The following is an 18,712-nucleotide window of genomic DNA, read 5'->3' on the forward strand; positions in this document are numbered from 1 at the left end:
GATCTGCTTTCTCCCCACGGAGCCCAGAGCGAGGAGAACCAGCATGTCCCAAGCCTTGATGCGTCGTATCGCCGCGGTGGTTGCTTCGGCGGCCCTGCTGTCCGGGGCCGCCGCGGCGACCGGCGGCGAGGCGTTCGCCGCCACGACCGGTCACCACCCGGTCTGCCATGGGCAGTGCGGAGACCATGGCAAGGGCGACGACAAGGGCGACCACGGCAAGAAGCACGACAAGAAGGGCGAGCACGGAAAGGGCGAGCACGGGAAGGGAGATGACAAGAAGGGCGAGCACGGGAAGGGCGACTGGGACAAGGGATACGACAAGCACAAGGACCAGTGGGACGCCCACCACAAGTGCTGGAAGCGCTGGGACGCCGAGTCCCACAGCTACGCGCAGTGGGACGAGCGCGAGCACTGCTGGAAGCGTATGCACCAGGGCCACTCGCAGAAGTGGGACGTGAAGCACCACTGCTGGAAGTGACCTCCGGCCATCGGGCCGGCCGCCGCTGACCGGCCAGGGCGTTCCACACCGTACGCGGTGTCCCGTGGGATGTCCTGGCACGGCGGGCGTGACGGACTTGCGAGGCCGGGGCAAGCGTCTCTAGAACTCTGTGTGTGCCTGTGGTTTCCAGGCTTTTCGGGCGCGGCGTGGCCGTCTGCGGTTGCTGCCCGGTGGTCCGAACCTTGAGGTGAGGGGGTGGACTTCGGTGGCGTGCAGGTGGTGGAAGCCGGTCCGCTCGGCGGCGCGGGTGCGTCGTCGGCAGGTTCTGCGTGAGAGCCGTACCCGGCCGGGCCGGAGGAGTTCTTCTTCGGTCCGGCCGGCTACGGGTACTCCATGACCTGGCACCGGCGTGCATGCTGCTGGTGTCGTGGTGTCATGCCCCGCCGGACGCTGGACTGTCCCCGGGGTGAGGACGGTGGCGGGGACCGTACGCGCATCGGGCATACGGCGGGAAGTCTCTGGGCCCGGGGTCGGGTCTGCGGCGGCATGCCGGGCACCTCGGTGCCGGGGGCCGCTCGGTTGGGTGGGGGTGGGGTGCCCCTTGCCCGGGGTGGTCTTCGGCCCGCGCGGCCGGGGCGGGGTCGCCTCTGCGTGGTGCTGGCGGTGCAGGCGGCGGGTGGTCTTCTTCGGACGCCGGACCAGGGCCACGGTGCCGTCCACCATGGTGCGGATGGTCCGGGTGTGGGTGGCGCGCTCGGTGGTGGTGTGGCTCTGGGCGAGCAGACCGCGGGAGACGATCCGGCGGGCAGCGGCGTGATCGCGGTCCATGGACAGCCCGCAGCCCGCGCAGTGTGCCCACTTCCAGCCCCGCTCGTGAAGCCGGTCGGGGGCCGGGTGGTGGGTGAGTTCGCCGAGGCAGCCGGGGCACAGCTTGGAGGTGCCGCGGGCCGGGACGGTGGCCACCGCGACTCCCGCCTTCGCGGCAAGGTGCCGGATCGCCTCGGCCACGGTGCCGCGCACCTGCCCGGACAGCCGGGCGTTGCCTCGCCGGTGGCCGCGGGTTTCCAGGGTGGCGAGGTCTTCCAGGTAGATGACGGTCACGCCGAGCGCTACCGCCTGGTCGACGGCCCAGCGGGCCGCCGCCCAGGCCAGCGCATCGTTCAGATGCCGGATCCTGGCACACACCCGCTCGTGCTCGGCCTCCAGCACCCGGGCCCGATCGAGGTGTTCGCCCCAGGCCAGGTGTGGGGCGCCGAGCCCGTCGGCCAGCGCGCGGTAGTGATCGCGTTTGGCGGCGAGGTGCTCGCGGATGCCGCGCAACCGGTGCAGGGCGGCGCTGATCACCGTGGCGTCGAAGACCAGGGGCCGCCCGTCGGTGACCACCCGGCGGGTCTGCCCTTTTCCGGTCAGGCGGCCCAGTGTTCCGGTGAGCAGGGTGCTCACGCCCCAGTCGAAGCCGAGGGCCACGGTATGCCCGCTCGCCTTGGTGAGGGGAGCGGGCCCCGAGTGCGGCAGGTCGACGGCGATCCTCCCGGCCGGGGTGGGGCGCAGGGTCGGGGTGTGCAGCACCGCATCCGGCGCGATGGTGCCGGGCAGCCGGATGTCGATCACATGCCAGGCCCAGTCGCGGCCCGTGGCAGGAACCGCGCACAGGGGGAGTTTGACCCGCAACCGGGCGGTGACCTCATCCACTCGGGCCAGGGTGACCTGCTGGCGGTCCATCGCGGCGAGGAGCACCTGCGGGGCCACCTGCGGCGGGCCCTCCAGTACGCACAGCCCGGCGGGCAACTGCTGGTGCTTGGCCACGAATTGGCGGATCTGCCGGGTTCGGTTGCGGATTTCGGCACCGCTCACCCCGGCGGGCAGCAGTTTCCGCAACGCCGCCCATTCCTCATCGGTGCGCCGGCCCGGATCGGCGGGCCAGGTGGCAAGGACGGTGGCCACGATGCTGCGCCGGTGCAGGGCCAAGCGCAGGGTGCGGGCCGCGTACTCCTCCGCGCCTCGGCGTACCCGGTCCGGGACATACACCCCCGCCGGAGGCGTGACAGTCTGCGGCCAGTTCAGGCGGCGCATCGCCATCCACCCCTTGGACGGCAGCGTCTCACCCCGCTCGTCAACCCCGGCGGCCAGCACGTCCAGACAGTCCTCATCCCACCGGGCGGCCACCAGAGCGCCGGTCAGCTCCCGGCTCAACTGGGCAAGAAAACCTACCCGTTCCAGCAGGACCCGCTGCCCGACCCGCTCACTACTGCTTTCGAGCACACCCCGGAAGGCACTACACGTCGCCGTCGCCATCAGCCTAGCCACGATCTTCACCCCGCAACTCCGGCCCCGGGGGCAGGATGCTTCATGCGGCCCCCGGCTTCGGCCAGAAGCCGCCGACGCGCCTCACGTGAGCGCATCCCGTACATGCGGCCGGCGAAGGTGGCCACCAGTGCCATGAAATCGTCCAGCAGCTCCTCCATCCCCCCGGCCGTCCCCTTGGCATGCAACACCTCGACCGTGACGCGGTGATGGGCCAGAACCTGGATCAACCATCCCGCGCCGAAGCGGGCCAGCCGGTCACCGTGAGTGACCCGCACATGGGTGAAGTCACCCTTCGCGGCCCGCTTCAACATCCGATCAAGCCCCGGCCGTGACTCCCGCAGCCCCGAAGCACGGTCCTTGAAGACCGCGACCACTGCCCCCGAGGCGGATGCCCGCAACTCGGCCTCCTGCGCGGCCAGCGACGACTCCTGCCCGTTGGTGCCAGAAACCCGCACATACAGCGCCTCACGCCGCCCGGCCGCATCCGGACAGCCAGTCAAAGCGTCCAACGCCTCGCTGGAAAAGCGCCGTTCGCGCCCCACCCACACCACCGGAACCCTGCCCTCGTTCGCCCACAGCCGCAGCGTGCCAGGGTGCACACCCACCCGCCGCGCAGCCACCGCCAACCGAAGAAGTTCCATGCCGAGGAACCTACGGCCCCACGCGCACTCACCACCCCAAACCAGCATGAACATCACACCATCGCTGGAAGCAGGGTGGAATCACCCACAGATCCACCCGCGCTCTGCTAGGCAGCATCCACAAGGATCCCTAAGCAAAACCCTCAACAGCTGGAGACCCTGGCTCCCCTCCGGCCCCGGCCTCGCAACCGGACCCCCCCGACCGCTCAGACCCTGACCGCTCAGATCAAGTGCCGGACACCGGCCCTCTCCTCCGCCGGGTGGTAGGAACCCGGGGTTCGGTGGACCGCCCGGCCCGCATCGGCGTCCTCGTAGAGGTCCTGGGCGTCCTTGCCGTAAAAGGGGGAGTAGCTCACATCGTCGGCGTTGGCGTCATTGCCTCCTCCGTTGTAGCCGCCGACGTTCCCGATGACCCGCCCGGTGCGGGTGGACGGGTTGAAGCCGGAGATCCACGGGCCGCCGGACACCCCCGCGTAGAAGCCCCCGCACACCATCTGCATCTGGTGGAAGCCGGGCAGTCGGCTGGTCGGCGCATCGCAACGGACAGCCTGGTGGTTGCTGTTGACGACGGGGTTGCCCGGATAGCCGATGGCGGTGACGTTGTTGTCATAGCGGGGAGTGGGGGCGAACGTCAGGGCCCCCGTGACGTTCTCGACCCTGCCCCTGCCATTGGATCCGACGCGGACGAAGGCCAGGTCCAGATCCGAGGTGGCCTCCTTGGTATTCGCCTGGTAGCGGGGATCCAGATAAAGGGCTGAGACCGGGAAGACCCCATGGGGCTGGTGGGTCGCCGATGAACCGTATCGGTACTCCGGGACAAAGATCGCGTGTTGGGCCGTCACCAGCCCCAGGGCGCAGTGACCCGCCGTCAGGACCAGGCTCCGGCCGCGGCTGTGCACCACGCTGCCCGAGCAGTAGGTCGTCCTGCCGTTGATGGGTGTGCCGTCGAAAAAGAACGTTCCGACCATGGGCAGCCCGTCGAAGTGCCGGGCCATGCGGGCGAGCGAAGCGGCCTGTGTGCGGTGCCGGGCGGCCGCGGCCGGTGTGACGGCCGGGAGCCGGCCGCCCGGCGGGCCCATGGGCACCGCTGCCGCCATCCGCTGCGCGGTCCAGTATGTCTCCTCCGCCTTGGTGCGCGCGGGCCCGGGCGGTGCGGGAAGGGCGGGCGCCGATATGAGGCGGGTTCCGGGCGGGGGGACCGGCGAGGAGGCGCGCACCGCCGTCGTCGGCTCCGCGCCGAGCGCGCCGACGCCGAGCAGATCCGCACACAGTGCGAACGTCAGGACCATGAGACCTGGTGAACGAGCCGGCACGGTGACTCCCTGAAGGAAAGAAGAACAAGCCCAGCCGCCTGCCGACGTACGAGTGCTGAGCTTGGAGGACGCAAGGGTAAACGCCGCCGGGGCTTTCGGGGCACGGGTGAGCGACTGTGTGGCCGACGTCCTTAAAGCCATGCCAGGCAATACGCCGACCTGTTGTTGATGCGGTGTTTACAGCCCCGCAAAGGAGCGGGACACACTCTTTGCCCGGCCGGTCCGGCAGTTGGCGAGAACTGGCCGGATCGCCCTGAGGCAGTTGAATCGGTTTGCCCCTTGTGGGGGCGGGGCGGCTGGGCATGGAGTGGCCTGCTGTCCAGTCCAAGTGCCGCAAGACTCTGAGGGTTTCGCTTCTGCCTCATCCGTAGCGAGGGGCGGGAGGGCGGAAGCGGGGGGTCGGCTTTGGCCGGAATCTTGCTGTCCGCCCGGGGGGCGGGGGCTTAACTTTCGACGCGCCTTGTTAACGCGACGGTCCGTGGGTAAAGGCGGCCGTTGCCTGTTCGAAGGCATCGAAAAATTGCTCGAAGCGCTCGAAAATGAAATTCCCAAGGGGGGCAAGTGGCCGACACCAGAGTGAATGCGGTGCGACCTGCAGCGGTGCGTGACGTCAATTCATCCGGCGTGGAGCGGGTGGAACGGGACGGAGTGGCGGGGCACGTCCGCTTTCTTCCGGAATTCTTCGAGCAGACCTGCGACCGGACACCGGACGCCGTCGCCGTCGTCTGCGAAGGGGAGCGGCTGACCTATGCGCAACTCGACTGCCGGGCCAACCGGTTGGCGCACCTGCTCAAGGAGCACGGGATCGGCGAAGGCAGCACCGTCGGGATACTCCTCGACCGCTCCCCGCGCAGCTATGTCGCCCTGCTCGGAGTGCTCAAGACGGGGGCGGCCTATGTGCCACTGGATCCGTCCTTCCCCGCCGACCGGGTCGCGTTCATCGCCCGGGACGCCGAGCTGAGCGAGTTGCTGAGCAGCTCCGCACTGCGTGACCGCACCCGCGACGCCGGCTGCCCGGTGCTCGAACTCGATCTCATAGAAAGGCAGATGGAAAGGCAGTTGGTGCGGCAGCAGCCGGTGGACCGGCTCCGGCCGCTGCGCGACCCGGCATCCCTGTGCTACATCATCTACACCTCCGGCACCACCGGGCGGCCCAAGGGCGTCGCCGTCAGCCATGCGAACATAGTCAACTTCCTCCGCGTGGCCACCCCCGTCTACCAGGTGCGCGGCCAGGACCGCGTCTACCAAGGGCTCTCCCTCGCCTTCGACTTCTCCGTCGAGGAGATCTGGCCGACCTGGATCGCCGGAGCCACGCTCTACGCCGGACCCGGCGACGACCGACGCGTCGGCCGGGGGCTGACCGACTTCCTGGCCGAACACGCGATCACCGTGCTGTGCTGTGTGCCGACCCTGCTCACCACCATCGAGGACGAACTCCCCGCCCTGCGCAGCCTGCTGGTGAGCGGTGAAGCCTGCCCGCGCGACCTGGTGCACCGCTGGTCCCGCGGCGGACGGCGCATCCTCAACGCCTATGGGCCCACCGAATCGACGGTCACCGCGACCTGCGGAGAGCTGCGCCCGCACCAGCCCGTCACCATCGGCCGCCCCCTGCCGACCTACCGGGTCTATGTGCTCGACGAGCGGCTGCGCCCCATCCCGGACGGCGCCGAGGGCGAGATCTGCGTCGGCGGCCCCGGAGTGGCCGTCGGCTATGTCAACCGGCCCGAGCTGACCGCCGAACGCTTTGTCACCAATCCCGTGACGGAGGACCTCGCCGCCGTCCCCCGCCTCTACCGCACCGGCGACCTCGGCCGCATCACCCCCACCGGAGAGATCGAATACCTGGGCAGGGTCGACACCCAGGTCAAGATCCGCGGCTATCGCATCGAATGCGCCGAGATCGAGCAGATCCTGCGCGAGGACCAGGCGGTGGAGAATGCCGTGGTCGTCCCCCGCGAGGTGAACGGAACGGCCCAGGACCTCGTCGGCTACCTCACCCTCACCGGCCGCCGCACCCGCCACGACGACGAGCTGCGCGAGCGCCTGCACACCGCACTGCGCCGCAGGCTGCCGGACTATATGATCCCCGCCTTCGTCGAGATCCTCGACACCCTGCCGCTGCTCGCCGCCGACAAGGTGGACCGCAGCAGGCTCCCGGCACCCGCATCGCCCCCCTTCGGGCGCCGCCGCACCGCACACACCGCCCCGCGCACCGGGCTGGAGCTCCAACTGGCCACCGTCTGGCGGGAGATCGTCGGCGGCGATGTCTCCATCGACGACGACTTCTTCTGTGACCTGGGCGGCCACTCCATGACCGCCGCCCGGCTGGTCTCCCGGCTGCGCGGCGAACCCGGGCTACGGGACGTGGCCATGGGCGACCTCTACGCCCACCCCACCATCCGCGCGCTCGCCGCCTTCCTGGAGAGCCGGGCCACCCCCGGCGCGCACCGGGAGCGGCCCGCCGTCCCCGCGCCACTGCCCCGGCGGCACCCGACCGTCCGGGTGTGGGCCTGCGGGCTGGCCCAACTCGGCGCCCTGTACGCCTGGTCGGCCCTGCTGGGCCTGCCGCTCCTGGTCCTCTTCTACCGGCTGTGCGTCACCCTCGACATACCCGTGCAGGGCATCGGTGGCACCGGCCCGCTCGCCACCCTGGCGCACCTGGACTACGGCGAACTCGTCCCCGCCAACCTCGCCTGGCTGCTGGTGGACATCCTGGTACTCCCGGTCCTGGGATCCCGCCTGCTGATGGCCGGAGTGAAACCGGGGTGGTATCCACTGTGGGGCAGCACCTACCTACGGTTCTGGCTGCACGGCAAGGTACTGGCGATGTCGCCCCTCGCCCTGCTGGCCGGCTCCCCGCTGCTGCCCCCCTATCTGCGGCTGCTCGGAGCCCGGGTGGGACACGGCTGTCACATCGCCGTCCCGCCCGCACTGCCGTCCCTGGTGACCCTCGGCGACGAGACCAGCATCGGCTACGGTGCCCGCATCCAGCCCTTCGCGGTCGAGGGCGGCTGGCTGCGCCTGGCCCCCGTCACCCTCGGCACCGGCAGCCACCTGGGCACCAATAGCGTCATCATGCCGGGCGCCCGCCTCGGTGCCGGAGCCGCAGTGGGCGACCAGTCGCTGGTACCCGCCGACGACACCGTCCCCGACGGCGAGTACCGGTCCGGCTCACCCGCCGTGCCCCGGGGCGGCAAGCCCGCGCTGCTCACCGAGCTGGAGGCCGCCGCCGACCGACGCCGCGGGCCCCGGCACGTGCCGGCCTGCTATGCGCTGGGTGCGCTGCTACTGGCCCTGGCCCCCGTGCTGGTACTGATCCCCAGCACCGTGCTCACCGGCTATGCGGCCATGACCGGCGGACTCCCCTGGGCCCTCGCGGCCATGGCGGTGGCCGGGCCACTGGTCCCGCTCACCACCTGCCTGTTCGTACTGGCCGTCAAGCGCGGCCTGCTGCCCCGGGTCCGTACCGGCATCCACTCCGAGCGCAGCCGCTCCGGCGCGGCCAAATGGGTCGCCGACGGCATGATGACACTCAGCCTGACCGCCACCCACGCCCTCTACTCCACCCTCTATCTGGTGCCCTTCCTCCGGGCCTTGGGCGCCCGCACCGGCCGCTGGGCCGAGGTGGCGACCGTGAGCTTTGTCGACCCCGAGCTGCTGGAGATCGGCGAGCGCAGCTTTGTCGCCGATATCGCGGTCGTCGCCCCGGCGGTCTTCCACCGCGGGCAGTTCGCCCTCGCCCCGGCCACGGTCGGCAACCGCAGTTTCGTCGGCAATGGCGCCCTGGTGCCGGGCTCCTCCCGGCTCGGCGACAACAGCCTGCTGGGTGTGCACTCGGTGGCACCGGCCGGATCGATCGAGGCCGAGACCACCTGGCTGGGCTCGCCCGCCCTGTTCCTGCCCCGCCGGGAGGACAGCCAGAACTTCCCGGCCAAGTACACCTATGCCCCCACCCGGGGGCTGATCGCCGCCCGGCTGGTCATCGAGTACTTCCGCGTCACCCTGCCCGCCACCATCGGCGGACTGAGCCTGCTGGGCCTGCTGTATGCGATGCTGTCCGTCGCCCGCAGCATGCCGCCGCTCGCCCTGCTCGCCCTGGCCCCCGCACTGCTGCTCGCCTCCGCGCTCGCCTCCACCCTGGTGGTCGTGGCGCTCAAATGGCTGGTCATCGGCCGCTATCGGGCCCGCACCGAACCACTGTGGAGCATCTGGGTACGCCGCACCGAGCTGATCACCGGGCTGTTCGAGAACCTGGTCGTCCCCTCCCTGCTGAACGTCCTCACCGGCAGCCCCTGGGTCGCCCCCGTGCTGCGCCTGTTCGGCGCCCGCATCGGACGGCGCACCTGGCTGAACACCACCTACCTCACCGAGTTCGACCTGGTCGAAGTCGGCGATGACGCGGCCGTCGGCGAGGCGACCTCGCTGCAGACCCATCTGTTCGAGGACCGGGTGATGAAGATGTCCAAGGTCCGCGTGGACGCGGGCTGTTCGGTGGGCACCCGCTGTGTCGTCCTCTACGACGCACGGGTGGGCGCCGACGCCTCGCTCGATGCCCTCTCCCTGGTCATGAAGGGCGAAAACCTGCCCGCCCGGACCCGCTGGCGCGGCATCCCCGCCCGCCCCTGCTGACCCGCACCGCCTCGTCCGTCACTCCCTTCCAGCGCCTCCTTCCGCCACACCCGGAGTTGAACCATGACAGCCCAGTCGGCCGCCATCGCCACCAGCATCTGGCATGGCCCCCAGGTCCACGGCGAACTGCCCGGCCCCCGCTCGGCCCTGTTGCTGGACCGCCAGCAGCAGTGGGAATCCAACGCCCGCACCTACCCGCGCCGGCTGCCCATCGCCATGGCGGAGGGCTCCGGCCCCTGGGTCAGGGACCTGGACGGCAATGTCTTCATCGACTTCCTGGCCGGCGCCGGGGTGCTCTCGCTCGGCCACAACCACCCCGCCCTGGTGGCCGCGGTGACCCACCAGCTCACCGGGCTCACCCATGGCCTGGACTTTCCCACCCCGGCCAAGGACGCCTTCATCGAAGCCCAGCTGTCGATGCTGCCACCGGCGCTGCGCGACCGCATGAAGATCCACCTGTGCGGCCCCACCGGCGCCAACGCGGTCGATGCCGCCGTCAAGCTGTGCAAGACCGCCACCGGACGCGGCGACATCGTCTCCTTCCAGGGCGCCTTCCACGGCAGCAGCCATGCCGCCATGGCGCTCACCGGACTGGTCGCCCAGAAACAGCCGGTGCCCAATGGCATGCCCGGCACCCACTTCTTCCCGTACTCCTACTGCGGCCGCTGCCCGCTGGCCCTGTCGCCCGACAGCTGCCGGACCAACTGCGTGGCGTTCCTGGAACGTTCCCTGCTCGACGGCAACGGCGGCGTACCCAAACCGGCCGCCGTGGTCATGGAACTCGTCCAGGGCGAAGGCGGTGTCATCCCCGCCCGTCAGGAATTCGTCACCCGGGTAAGGGAGTTGACCCGTCGGCTCGACATCCCCCTGATCGTGGACGAGGTCCAGACCGGCTGCGGTCGCACCGGCACCTGGTTCGCCTTTGAGCAGTACGGCATCGAGCCCGATGTCATCGTCGCCTCCAAGGCGCTCAGCGGCATCGGCACCCCCGTCGCGCTGATCATCTACGACCGCCGGCTGGACCTATGGGCCCCGGGAGCCCACACCGGCACCTTCCGCGGCAACCAACTCGCCTTTGCCGCCGGCACCGAGACCGTCCGCATCTTCCACGACGAGGACATCCTCGCCAACGTCCGCTCCCGCGGCGCCCAGATCGAGCGCAGGCTCGCCGAGCTGACCGACTGCCCCTGGGTGCGCGAGGCCCGTGGGCTCGGCCTGATGTGGGGCATCGAACTGGCCTCACCCGCCGACGGCCGCCCCGCCTCCCGACTCGCCGCCGCCGTCCAGCAGTACGCCCTGCGGCACGGCCTGATCGTCGAGCTCGGGGGCCGCGAGGACTGCGTGGTACGGATGCTGCCGCCGCTCAATGTCACCGAGGACGTGGTCGACACCGCCTGCACGATCCTGGTGGACGCGATCGAGAAGTCCTGTGCGTCGGCGGACCCGTCATAGGGTCAGGGCCCGGGCCGCTGCCCCTGCACCGAGTACATCAGGCATGAACCGGCCAGGAAGTCGGGGTGGTTCATGACGGAACGCGCCGCCTCCAGCTGACGCTCTGTCATGCCGACGGCGAGAAACCGGTCGCGCAGGTGCCGGGTGTTGTGGATCTGCAGGGCCGTTCCCGGTGAACCGGCGCGCCACTGCTGGACATCGGGCTGGGCGTCGATGTGGACGAGGCCCGCCCGGTGCATGGCCGTGGCCGCGGTGCGGCCCCAGGGGAGATCGACGCCGACGGATCGCAGGACGCGGAGTTTGGCTTCGAGGTAGGTGCGGTAGGCGGTCTCGGCGGCGGTGCCGGAGGAACCCAGAGGGATCAGCGGGCCATAGGTGGTCTCGTCGAATTCGTCGAGCTGGAGCCAGCCTCCCGGGCTGAGCGCCGCCACCAGGCGTCGGAGCACATCGATGCGCTCGGGGAGGTGCAGCAGGACCAGGCGCGCGTGGATGACATCGAACGCGCCCTCGGGGAGCGGATCGGTGGTGATGTCATGGGTGCGGACCCGCAGCCCCGGCGCGGCGGGGATGGGCCGGGGCTTGATGTCCGTGGCCAGTACCGAGCCCGTCGGGGCCACCCGCTCGGCCAGCCAGCGGGCGACGCTGCCGCCGCCCGCTCCCACCTCCAGACAGTGTTTTCCCGGGGCGATGGGGAGCCGGGACAGCCGGGAGGTGGTGAAGGGGTCGTACGCGGCGGCCAGGCAACGGTGTTGCTCGGCGGCGTGCTCGTTCTCGTTGTCGAAGGCGTAGCCGGGCACAGGCGTTGAGGTCATGGTCATCCCGGGGGTCGTCGTCGGCCGGGTCACGGAGAAGGCTAGCAACGAAGGGGGGCCCGCCCGGTACGGTTGTCGATCCTTGCCGGGGGCGGGAGACTGGAGAGATCGGCGGACGAAAGGCTCACCGGATGTCTGGAACGGGCGGTCTGCGCGTACTGCCGATGGATCGGCCGGAACCCGCGGCGGTCCTGCGCCTCGTCGATGCCCGGACGCGGCGGGAGGTGGAGGTCGAGCCCGGGTACCGGCGTCCGCTCCGGGTCGTTGTCCGAGCGGCGCAAGACAGGTCCGGGGAGCCGTCGGACCTTCGGGTGCGCCTGGTGGCCGACGTCCTCGTGCGGACCGCGGAGCTGTATGGCGGGCAGGCGCTGCTGGGGGTCGTCCACCCCGGGCCCGGGGCGGAAGCCCTGGAGGAGCGGGCGGCGGTCCTGGGCATGCGCCCGCCCGCGGCGGCCGGCGCTCCGGAGGCGGTCGCCGGGGCTCTGGGCGGTCCGGGTGATGTGTACATCACGGCCGGGCGGGAGGCGTCCGGGGCGGCGGTTGTCGTCGGGGTCGGGGCGGTGCGGCCCTACGATCAGCCGGGGCCCGTGGGGCTGGATCCGCTGGCGTTGCGGCTGGCCCTGCTGGGGCATCCCTACCAGGAGCCCGTCGGTCTCACCCAGGGCGAACTCGCCGGAGCGCAGCGGACCTTGCTGCGGTGGCGGCGCCTGGTGGCCGGCTGGGCGCAGGCGCCCTCGAAGCCGATGTGCGCCGAGATCCTGGGCCGGGCCATGGAGGGACTGATGGAGAATCTGGGCGTTCCGGCTGCGCTGGATGCCTTCCGCCGGCTCGAGGAGGACACCGGCCTGCCCGATGGGTCCAAGTTCGAGACGTTCGGCTATCTGGACCGCGTTCTCGCGCTCGATGTCGCGTGCGAGGTCGGCCGGGTGGCCGGGCATGGACCGGTGACGAGATGACGGCGCGGCCCCGGCGCCGGCTGTGCGAGGCCGACTGCCTGCCCGATCTCGTGCTGTGCTCCACCGCCCGGCGCACCCGCCGGACCTGGGAGCTGGCCGCCGCCCAGCTGGGCACCCCGCCGCCGGTACGCCACGATCCCCGCCTGTACCGGGCGGGCGTTCCCGAGCTGCTGGAGGCCGTCCGCGAAGTCCCGGACGAGCTGGGGACGTTGCTGCTGATCGGGCACAACCGGTCACCGCTCCCGGAGAAGCACGGCCTACTCCGCGTCCTCCAGCCGGAAGCCCACCTTGAGGCCCACCTGGTAGTGCGCGATGGAGCCGTTCTCCAGGTGGCCACGGACCTGGGTCACCTCGAACCAGTCGAGCTCCCGCAGGGTCTTCGCGGCGCGGCCGATGCCATTGCGGATCGCCGCGTCCAGGCTCTCGCCCGAGGAACCGACGATCTCGGTCACCCGGTAGGTGTGGTCGGACATGCCTCTCCCTCTCGCCGGAGCCCCTCTCCACGGTGCCTCAACGGCCGCGGACGCGCGCGGGAGGCGTGGCGTCCGGGGGACCGGTCACCAGCGGTGCACCAAGACCCCTCCGGCGTTCGGTTCAGCGTGGATGGCGGATCTTCACGGTGCCCGAGACGGTCTGGGCGAAGACCCTCAGCACCGGCCCGGTGCCGTCATGGACGCCCTCGGTCTTGTTCTTCACCTGGCCGGAACCCGTGCTGACCGACTCCATCCGCACCAGCCAGCCGCGGGGTACCACCGCGATGATCGAACCGGACCGGGTGGAGACGGCTTCCAGCAGCACCTCGGAGTGGGAGCAGGACGCCTGGGTGAAGTCGACCAGGACGCTCCCGGTGTGGCAGCGGACGCGGACCACGGGCGGTACGGTCCACGGACCCCGGTGCCGCACCCGGCCGTGGACCGTTTCCAGGGTCAGCACCGTGGCCTCGCGGACCGTGGGTGATGCGGTGGGCAGGTCGTTCAGCAGCGAGTCGAGATCTCCCCGATGCCGGGCGACCAGGGCCTGGCCGGTCCGCCCCGTGAACTCGTCCAGGGTCAGCAGGCCGTGCTCGACGGCCTGTTGGAGCTTTTTGACGGCCTGGTCGCGTTCCTGGTCGGACACCCGGAGGTTTGCGGGGGCGCTCGCTTCCCGCTCGGGGGCGCTCGCTTCGTGTTCGCTCATGGGGGCGATGCTATGTGCGGAGCGGCGCGGACCGTATCCTTCCGCAGGGCAGTTGTCCCACCCGGCCCGCTCTACGGCACCACCGTCACCGGCCACCGGCCCGCCTTCACCAGCCGGACCGCCACCGAGCCGATGAGTCGGTGGCCCGCCTGCTCGGAGGCACCGACGATGACGGCGTCGGCCTTGAGCTTGTCGGCGGTCCGCACCAGGCCCGTGTAGGGGTCGCCGCGGAAGGTGTGGAACTCCCAGCGGATGTCGAAGACGCCGCGCAGCCGTTCCGCGGTGTCACGGATCTCGGCGAGCAGTTCCTGGGCGACTTCCTCGGTCACCTCCGCCATGGGGGCGCCGACGGCCACACCACCGGCCACTATCGGCTGGATGTAGACGAGGGCGAGCAGGGCGTGCTGCCGACGGGCCAGGCCCGCCGCGTAGGCCGTGGCGCGCCAGGAGGTGTCGGAGCCGTCGACGCCGACGACGATGACCTTGGGGCCGTCCGTGCCGCGTTCGAAGCCGGACGGGAGGGCGGAGTTCTTCTGTTCCTTTTCTTCGTTCACGCCGGGAGGTTAACCGGCGCGGCCAGGGACAAGGCGAATCGTCCCTGCGCGTCCGTCCACCAGTGGGTCAGCCCGAACCCGGCCGCCGCCAGTTCGTCCCGCACGCCGTGCCGCCGGAACTTCGCGGACACCTCGGTGCGCAGCTCCTCGCCCGCCTCGAAGTGGACCGCGAGGTCGAGCGCCTGGATCTTCGCCACCACCGGCCCGCGGGCGCGCAGCCGCATCTCGATCCACTCCTCGCGGGCGTTCCAGAGGGCGACATGGTCGAAGTCCGCCGGGTCGAAATCGGCGCCGAGTTCGCGGTTGATGACGGAGAGGACGTTTTTGTTGAAGGCGGCCGTGACACCCTGGGCGTCGTCATAGGCGGCGACCAGCACCCGCTCGTCCTTGACCAGGTCGGTGCCCAGCAACAGGGCGTCCCCCGGGGCGAGTTCGGAGCGCAGCCCGGCGAGGAAGCCGGCCCGTTCGGCGGGCCGCAGATTGCCGATGGTGCCGCCGAGGAAGGCCAGCAGGCGTGGCCCGGGGGTGTCGGGCAGGGCCAGTCCGTACTGGAAGTCGGCGACCAGGGCGTGCACGGTGAGCGCCGGATGCTCGGCGAGCAGGGTGCCGGCCGCGCCGCGCAGGGCGGTTTCGCTGACGTCCACGGGGACGTAGTGGTCGAGCGCGGGGAGGGCGCGGATGAGGTGGCGGGTCTTGTCGGAGGAACCCGAGCCCAGCTCGACGAGGGTGCGGGCGCCGGTGGCGCGGGCGATGTCGGCGGCGTGGGCGACGAGGATCTCGCGCTCGGCGCGGGTCGGGTAGTACTCGGGCAGCAGGGTGATCGCGTCGAACAGCTCGCTGCCGTGCGCGTCGTAGAACCACTTCGGGGGGAGCTCCTTGGGGGAGCGGGTCAGTCCTTCGGCGACGTCCGCGCGCAGGGCGGCGGCGGTCGCGTCGAGCGGGAGGGTGCGGGAGAGTGCGAACGGGCTCACGAACGGCGCTCCTTGAGCGGATGCGCGAGGCTTCTTGCGGAAGCGAGGGCTCAGCGCAGGGGGGACAGGGTGACGTCGGTGCGGTCGGCGGTGAGGAGGGTGCGGTCGGGGACCTCGGTCCAGCGTGGATCGTCGTCGTATGGCTCCGAGGCCACGACGATCCGGCCCGGCGGGTCTGCGAGGTACCAGAGGGTGTCCCCCCAGGAGGTGGCGGCGATGGCGGCGCCGTCGGTGAGCAGCAGATTCAGCCGGGAGCCGGGTGCCGCCTGGTCCAGTGTGGTGACGGCGCCCGCCAGGGCCCGCCCTAGGGGGTCACCGCCGAGCAGCCGGTGCCGGACCAGTGCCCAGACGAAGGCGGAGTCGCAGCGCGCCTCCAGCCGCAGCAGTGCGCCCGGCGGCAGCAGGGTGGTGAGTGCGGCGGCGGAGTCCGGCCAGCCGGTCAGCGCCCCGTTGTGGCTGAACAGCCAGGGGCCGGTGGTGAAGGGGGCGGTGGCCGCCTCGCCGTCCGCACCCGGCAGGGTGGCGTCCCGGATCGAGGCGAGCAGGGCCCGGGTCCGGATCACCCGGGCGAGATGGGCGAACGACTCGTCGGCCCAGATCGGTCCGGCCCGCCGGTAGCGGGCGGGCAGCGGGTCCTCCGGCGCGTACCAGCCGATGCCGAAGCCGTCCGCGTTGACCGTGCCGTACCGCTGCCGGCGCGGTGCCCAGGACTGGCGGACCAGGGAGTGCGGTGGCGTGACGACGCTCTCGTGCAGGGGGGAGTCCGGCCCCAGCACGGCGAGGTGCCGGCACATCAGCCGCTCTCCGCGTCGCGGGCGGTGCGGAAGCCGGCGAAGATCTGCCGGCGGACCGGCAGATCCCAGTTGCGGAAGGTGCCCCGGCAGGCGACCGGGTCCACGGCGAACGAGCCGCCGCGCAGCACCTTGTGGGCGGTGCCGAAGAACACCTCGGAGTACTCGCGGTAGGGGAAGGCCCGGAAGCCGGGGTAGGGCAGGAAGTCGCTCGACGTCCACTCCCAGGTGTCGCCGATCAACTGCCGTACCCCCAGCGGGGATTCCCCCTTGGAGTAGCCGCCGACCGGGGCCGGGCGCAGATGGCGCTGGCCGAGGTTGGCATGCTCGGGGGTGGGATCCTCGTCGCCCCAGGGGTAGCGGCGGGAGCGGCCCGAGACCGGATCGTGGCGGGCCGCCTTCTCCCACTCGGCCTCGGTGGGCAGCCGCCGCCCCGCCCATGCGGCGTAGGCCGCGGCCTCGTACCAGCTCACGTGCAGCACCGGTTCCTCGGGCGGTACGGGCTCCACCACCCCGAACCGCCGCCGCAGCCAGGTGCCGCCCTCGCGGTACCAGAACAGCGGGGTGGCCAGTTGGTGGCGGCGCACCTGCTCCCGGCCCGCGGGATGCCACCAGCGCGGGTCGGCATAGCCGCCGTCCTCGATGAAGCGCAGATACGCGCCATTGCTCACCGGCAGCGTGTCGATGTGGAAGGCGGGTACGAAGCGCTCATGGGCGGGCCGCTCATTGTCCAGGGCCCATGGCTCGGCCGAGGTGCCCATGGTGAACGGGCCGCCCTCGATGCGGACTTCCGAGGGCAGCAGGGCCGCCTCCGGTCCGGCCGGCGGCGGTTCGGGAGCGGTGAGGACGGCGGGGCCGCTGCGCAGCTGGTGAGTGATGAGCATGGTCTCGTCGTGCTGCTGCTCATGCTGCGCGATCATGCCGAAGGCGAAGCCCGCCTCGAGCAGCGGCCCGCCGCCCTCCAGGGGGGCGCCGTGCAGGACGTCCAGGGCCCGGCCGCGGACGTCCGCGGCATAGCCGCGGGCCTCCTTCGGCGACAGCAGGGGAAGCGAGGGCCGCTCGGCGCGCGGATGCCGGAAGGCGTCGTAGAGCGAGTCCAGTTCGGGGCGCAGCGCCGGCCGGCCGCCCGCGGCGCGCAGCAGCCACAGCTCCTCCTGGTTGCCGATGTGCGCCAGGTCCCACACCAGCGGGGACATCAACGGCGAGTGCTGGGCGGTGAGTTCACGCTCGTCCACGCAGTCGGTGAGCAGCCCGGTGCGCTCCCGGGCGGTGCGCAGGGCGTCGGCGGCGCGCTGCCGGAGGGCGCCGGGGTCCCGGCCGGGGGCGGTCACGAGGGGCACCCCTCGACGGTGCCGCGGCCGTTGACCCGGTCCAGCAGGTCGTCGGCGGGACACCGGCCCCGGCCCACATAGCGCGCGGTGAACTCGTCGACGGCGTCCAGGACGCGGGACGGGGCACCCAGCCGGGGGAGTGCCTCGCGGGCCGCCGCGAAGCAGGTGACGGCCGCGGCGTACAGCTCGGGGTCGGACAGGCCGTGCCGGGCCGCCTTGCGCCACAGCGGATTGCGGGGGGTCGGCTCCCTCCCGGCCGTGTCGGCGAGAGCCTTGACCGCACGGTAGGCGGTCTCCGAGGCCGCCGGGTCGTCGAAGAGTGCGGCGGTCACCGCGAGCGGCACCAGCCAGCCGTCCTCCCCGGGCTGCGCGTCGATCATGCGCAGTTCCAGGTGGCCGCGTGGCCGGATGGGCGGGAACAGCGTGGTCAGGTGGTAGCTGATGTCGCCGATGGTGACGGGCCGCGGCCGGCCGGTGCGCAGCCAGTCGCGCAGCACCAGCCCCTCCATGGGCTGCCAGGGCTCCCGTTCGCTGCGGATGAACATCACCTGCGCGTCCAGGGCGTACTCCGTCCAGGCCGTGCGGGGCTCGAGGTCCTCCGCCGGGGCGAGGGTGCGCCCGGGGTCCATCTGCGCATAGGTGGCCTGGCGGGTGGACCGCCAGCCGGTGGGCTTGCCCAGGTGCAGCGGGGAGTTGGCGAACGCGGCGGCCAGCACGGCGCCCAGCAGGTGGGCCAGCCGCCAGCGGCGGCCGTAGCCGAGCGGGCCGGGGCCCTCGTGCCCGGCGTCGACGCAGACCTGGACGGAGGCGGTCCGGCACATGATGGTGCGCCCGGCTCCGTTCCACCGGTCGTAGTAGATCTCCATCGCGTTGTAGCGGGGGGTGGCCACGATGCGGCCCGGCTGGAACCAGGGCTCCTTGCCATAGCCGGCGAGGAAGAGCCCGAGGTCACGCAGTTCGGCGCGGGCCAGGGAGAGATCGGCGGCGACGTCCGTCACACAGGCGGTGAGGGAGTCGGCGGGCTGTGAGCTGAATTCGATCTGGCCGCCGGGCTCCACGGTGAGCAGGGAACGCAGCGGCAGTGCGTGCAGGCGGTCGGCGGCGGCCGCCAGCCGGGACGGATCCACGGGACGGACGGGGTCGCGCAGATCGTGGACGAGCCATTCCAGTTCGACCCCGAGAAGGCGGGGTGGGCCGGTCTTGAAACAGATGCCACGCACCAGGGCCTCGGCCTCGTCCTCACCGACCGTTCGGGTGGAGCCCTCGCCGTAGGCCTTGCTTTCGTCGGTCACGCTCGGCGCCCTTCTGTCGAATTCCCCATTGCCCTGTACCCCCAAAGG

The 18,712-nt window shown here is 71.5% G+C and carries 15 protein-coding genes and 1 pseudogene; 5 read left to right on the plus strand and 11 right to left on the minus strand.

The genetic code is table 11. The features are described from left to right. The first annotated feature begins 43 nt into the window (after positions 1-43). The gene (locus ABCR83_RS16900) at positions 44-478 is read left to right on the plus strand and encodes a hypothetical protein (RefSeq protein ID WP_462695853.1); all 435 of its coding nucleotides are present in this window, start codon (positions 44-46) and stop codon (positions 476-478) included. Positions 479-598: 120 nt separating this feature from the next. Here the strand turns inward: ABCR83_RS16900 and ABCR83_RS16905 are convergent, their stop codons facing one another. From ABCR83_RS16905 to ABCR83_RS16915, 3 genes are all read right to left on the minus strand, one after another. Continuing rightward, positions 599-2,755, minus strand: coding sequence for a zinc ribbon domain-containing protein (locus ABCR83_RS16905; protein WP_462695854.1), 2,157 nt, complete (start codon positions 2,753-2,755; stop codon positions 599-601). Continuing rightward, complete coding sequence (locus tag ABCR83_RS16910; RefSeq protein WP_462695855.1) at positions 2,752-3,387, minus strand: IS607 family transposase; 636 nt, start codon at positions 3,385-3,387, stop codon at positions 2,752-2,754. The genes ABCR83_RS16905 and ABCR83_RS16910 overlap by 4 nt, the downstream gene beginning before the upstream one ends. 221 nt (positions 3,388-3,608) lie before the next feature. Beyond that, positions 3,609-4,676 carry a trypsin-like serine peptidase gene (locus ABCR83_RS16915; protein WP_462695856.1) on the minus strand — a complete coding sequence of 356 codons (1,068 nt, stop codon included), beginning with the start codon at positions 4,674-4,676 and terminating at the stop codon, positions 3,609-3,611. Positions 4,677-5,285: 609 nt separating this feature from the next. Here ABCR83_RS16915 and ABCR83_RS16920 point away from each other — a divergent pair. After that, positions 5,286-9,329 carry a Pls/PosA family non-ribosomal peptide synthetase gene (locus ABCR83_RS16920; RefSeq protein WP_462695857.1) on the plus strand — a complete coding sequence of 1,348 codons (4,044 nt, stop codon included), beginning with the start codon at positions 5,286-5,288 and terminating at the stop codon, positions 9,327-9,329. Between the two features lie 63 nt (positions 9,330-9,392). Further along, the gene (locus tag ABCR83_RS16925; protein ID WP_462695858.1) at positions 9,393-10,781 is read left to right on the plus strand and encodes an aspartate aminotransferase family protein; all 1,389 of its coding nucleotides are present in this window, start codon (positions 9,393-9,395) and stop codon (positions 10,779-10,781) included. 2 nt (positions 10,782-10,783) lie between these two features. Here the strand turns inward: ABCR83_RS16925 and ABCR83_RS16930 are convergent, their stop codons facing one another. Next, positions 10,784-11,593, minus strand: coding sequence for a class I SAM-dependent methyltransferase (locus ABCR83_RS16930; protein ID WP_462695859.1), 810 nt, complete (start codon positions 11,591-11,593; stop codon positions 10,784-10,786). Between the two features lie 320 nt (positions 11,594-11,913). Here ABCR83_RS16930 and ABCR83_RS16935 point away from each other — a divergent pair, with 320 nt between their 5' ends. Together ABCR83_RS16935 and ABCR83_RS16940 are read left to right on the plus strand one after the other, a co-directional pair. Continuing rightward, entirely contained in the window at positions 11,914-12,549 is a 636-nt protein-coding gene (locus ABCR83_RS16935) for a hypothetical protein (protein WP_462695860.1), read from the plus strand. Continuing rightward, positions 12,504-12,779, plus strand: a pseudogene (locus ABCR83_RS16940) (SixA phosphatase family protein); the annotation flags it as partial. The gene ABCR83_RS16935 and the pseudogene ABCR83_RS16940, both read left to right, overlap by 46 nt. A gap of 27 nt (positions 12,780-12,806) precedes the next feature. On the opposite strand, the gene ABCR83_RS16945 reads toward ABCR83_RS16940, so the two are convergent. The 7 genes from ABCR83_RS16945 to egtA all read right to left on the minus strand — a co-directional run bounded on the left by ABCR83_RS16945 (position 12,807) and on the right by egtA (position 18,664). Beyond that, positions 12,807-13,022: a dodecin gene (locus tag ABCR83_RS16945; protein WP_462695861.1), complete on the minus strand. Its 216-nt coding sequence runs from the start codon at positions 13,020-13,022 to the stop codon at positions 12,807-12,809. Positions 13,023-13,143: 121 nt separating this feature from the next. Next, the gene (locus ABCR83_RS16950) at positions 13,144-13,725 is read right to left on the minus strand and encodes a DUF1707 domain-containing protein (RefSeq protein WP_462695862.1); all 582 of its coding nucleotides are present in this window, start codon (positions 13,723-13,725) and stop codon (positions 13,144-13,146) included. A 71-nt stretch (positions 13,726-13,796) separates the two neighbouring features. Continuing rightward, complete coding sequence (locus tag ABCR83_RS16955; protein ID WP_462695863.1) at positions 13,797-14,279, minus strand: universal stress protein; 483 nt, start codon at positions 14,277-14,279, stop codon at positions 13,797-13,799. After that, positions 14,276-15,250 (minus strand): L-histidine N(alpha)-methyltransferase, encoded by a 975-nt coding sequence (gene egtD, locus ABCR83_RS16960; protein ID WP_462695864.1) that lies wholly within the window; start codon positions 15,248-15,250, stop codon positions 14,276-14,278. The genes ABCR83_RS16955 and egtD overlap by 4 nt, the downstream gene beginning before the upstream one ends. Before the next feature lie 50 nt (positions 15,251-15,300). Then, positions 15,301-16,044 (minus strand): ergothioneine biosynthesis protein EgtC, encoded by a 744-nt coding sequence (egtC, locus tag ABCR83_RS16965; RefSeq protein WP_462695865.1) that lies wholly within the window; start codon positions 16,042-16,044, stop codon positions 15,301-15,303. Beyond that, positions 16,044-17,372 carry an ergothioneine biosynthesis protein EgtB gene (gene egtB / locus ABCR83_RS16970; RefSeq protein ID WP_462695905.1) on the minus strand — a complete coding sequence of 443 codons (1,329 nt, stop codon included), beginning with the start codon at positions 17,370-17,372 and terminating at the stop codon, positions 16,044-16,046. Before egtB ends, egtC begins: the two co-directional genes overlap by 1 nt. Next, positions 17,369-18,664, minus strand: a complete 1,296-nt coding sequence (egtA, locus tag ABCR83_RS16975; RefSeq protein WP_462695866.1) for an ergothioneine biosynthesis glutamate--cysteine ligase EgtA — start codon at positions 18,662-18,664, stop codon at positions 17,369-17,371. Before egtA ends, egtB begins: the two co-directional genes overlap by 4 nt. Positions 18,665-18,712 lie beyond the last annotated feature (48 nt).

The organism is Streptomyces xingningensis, from assembly GCF_054957865.1.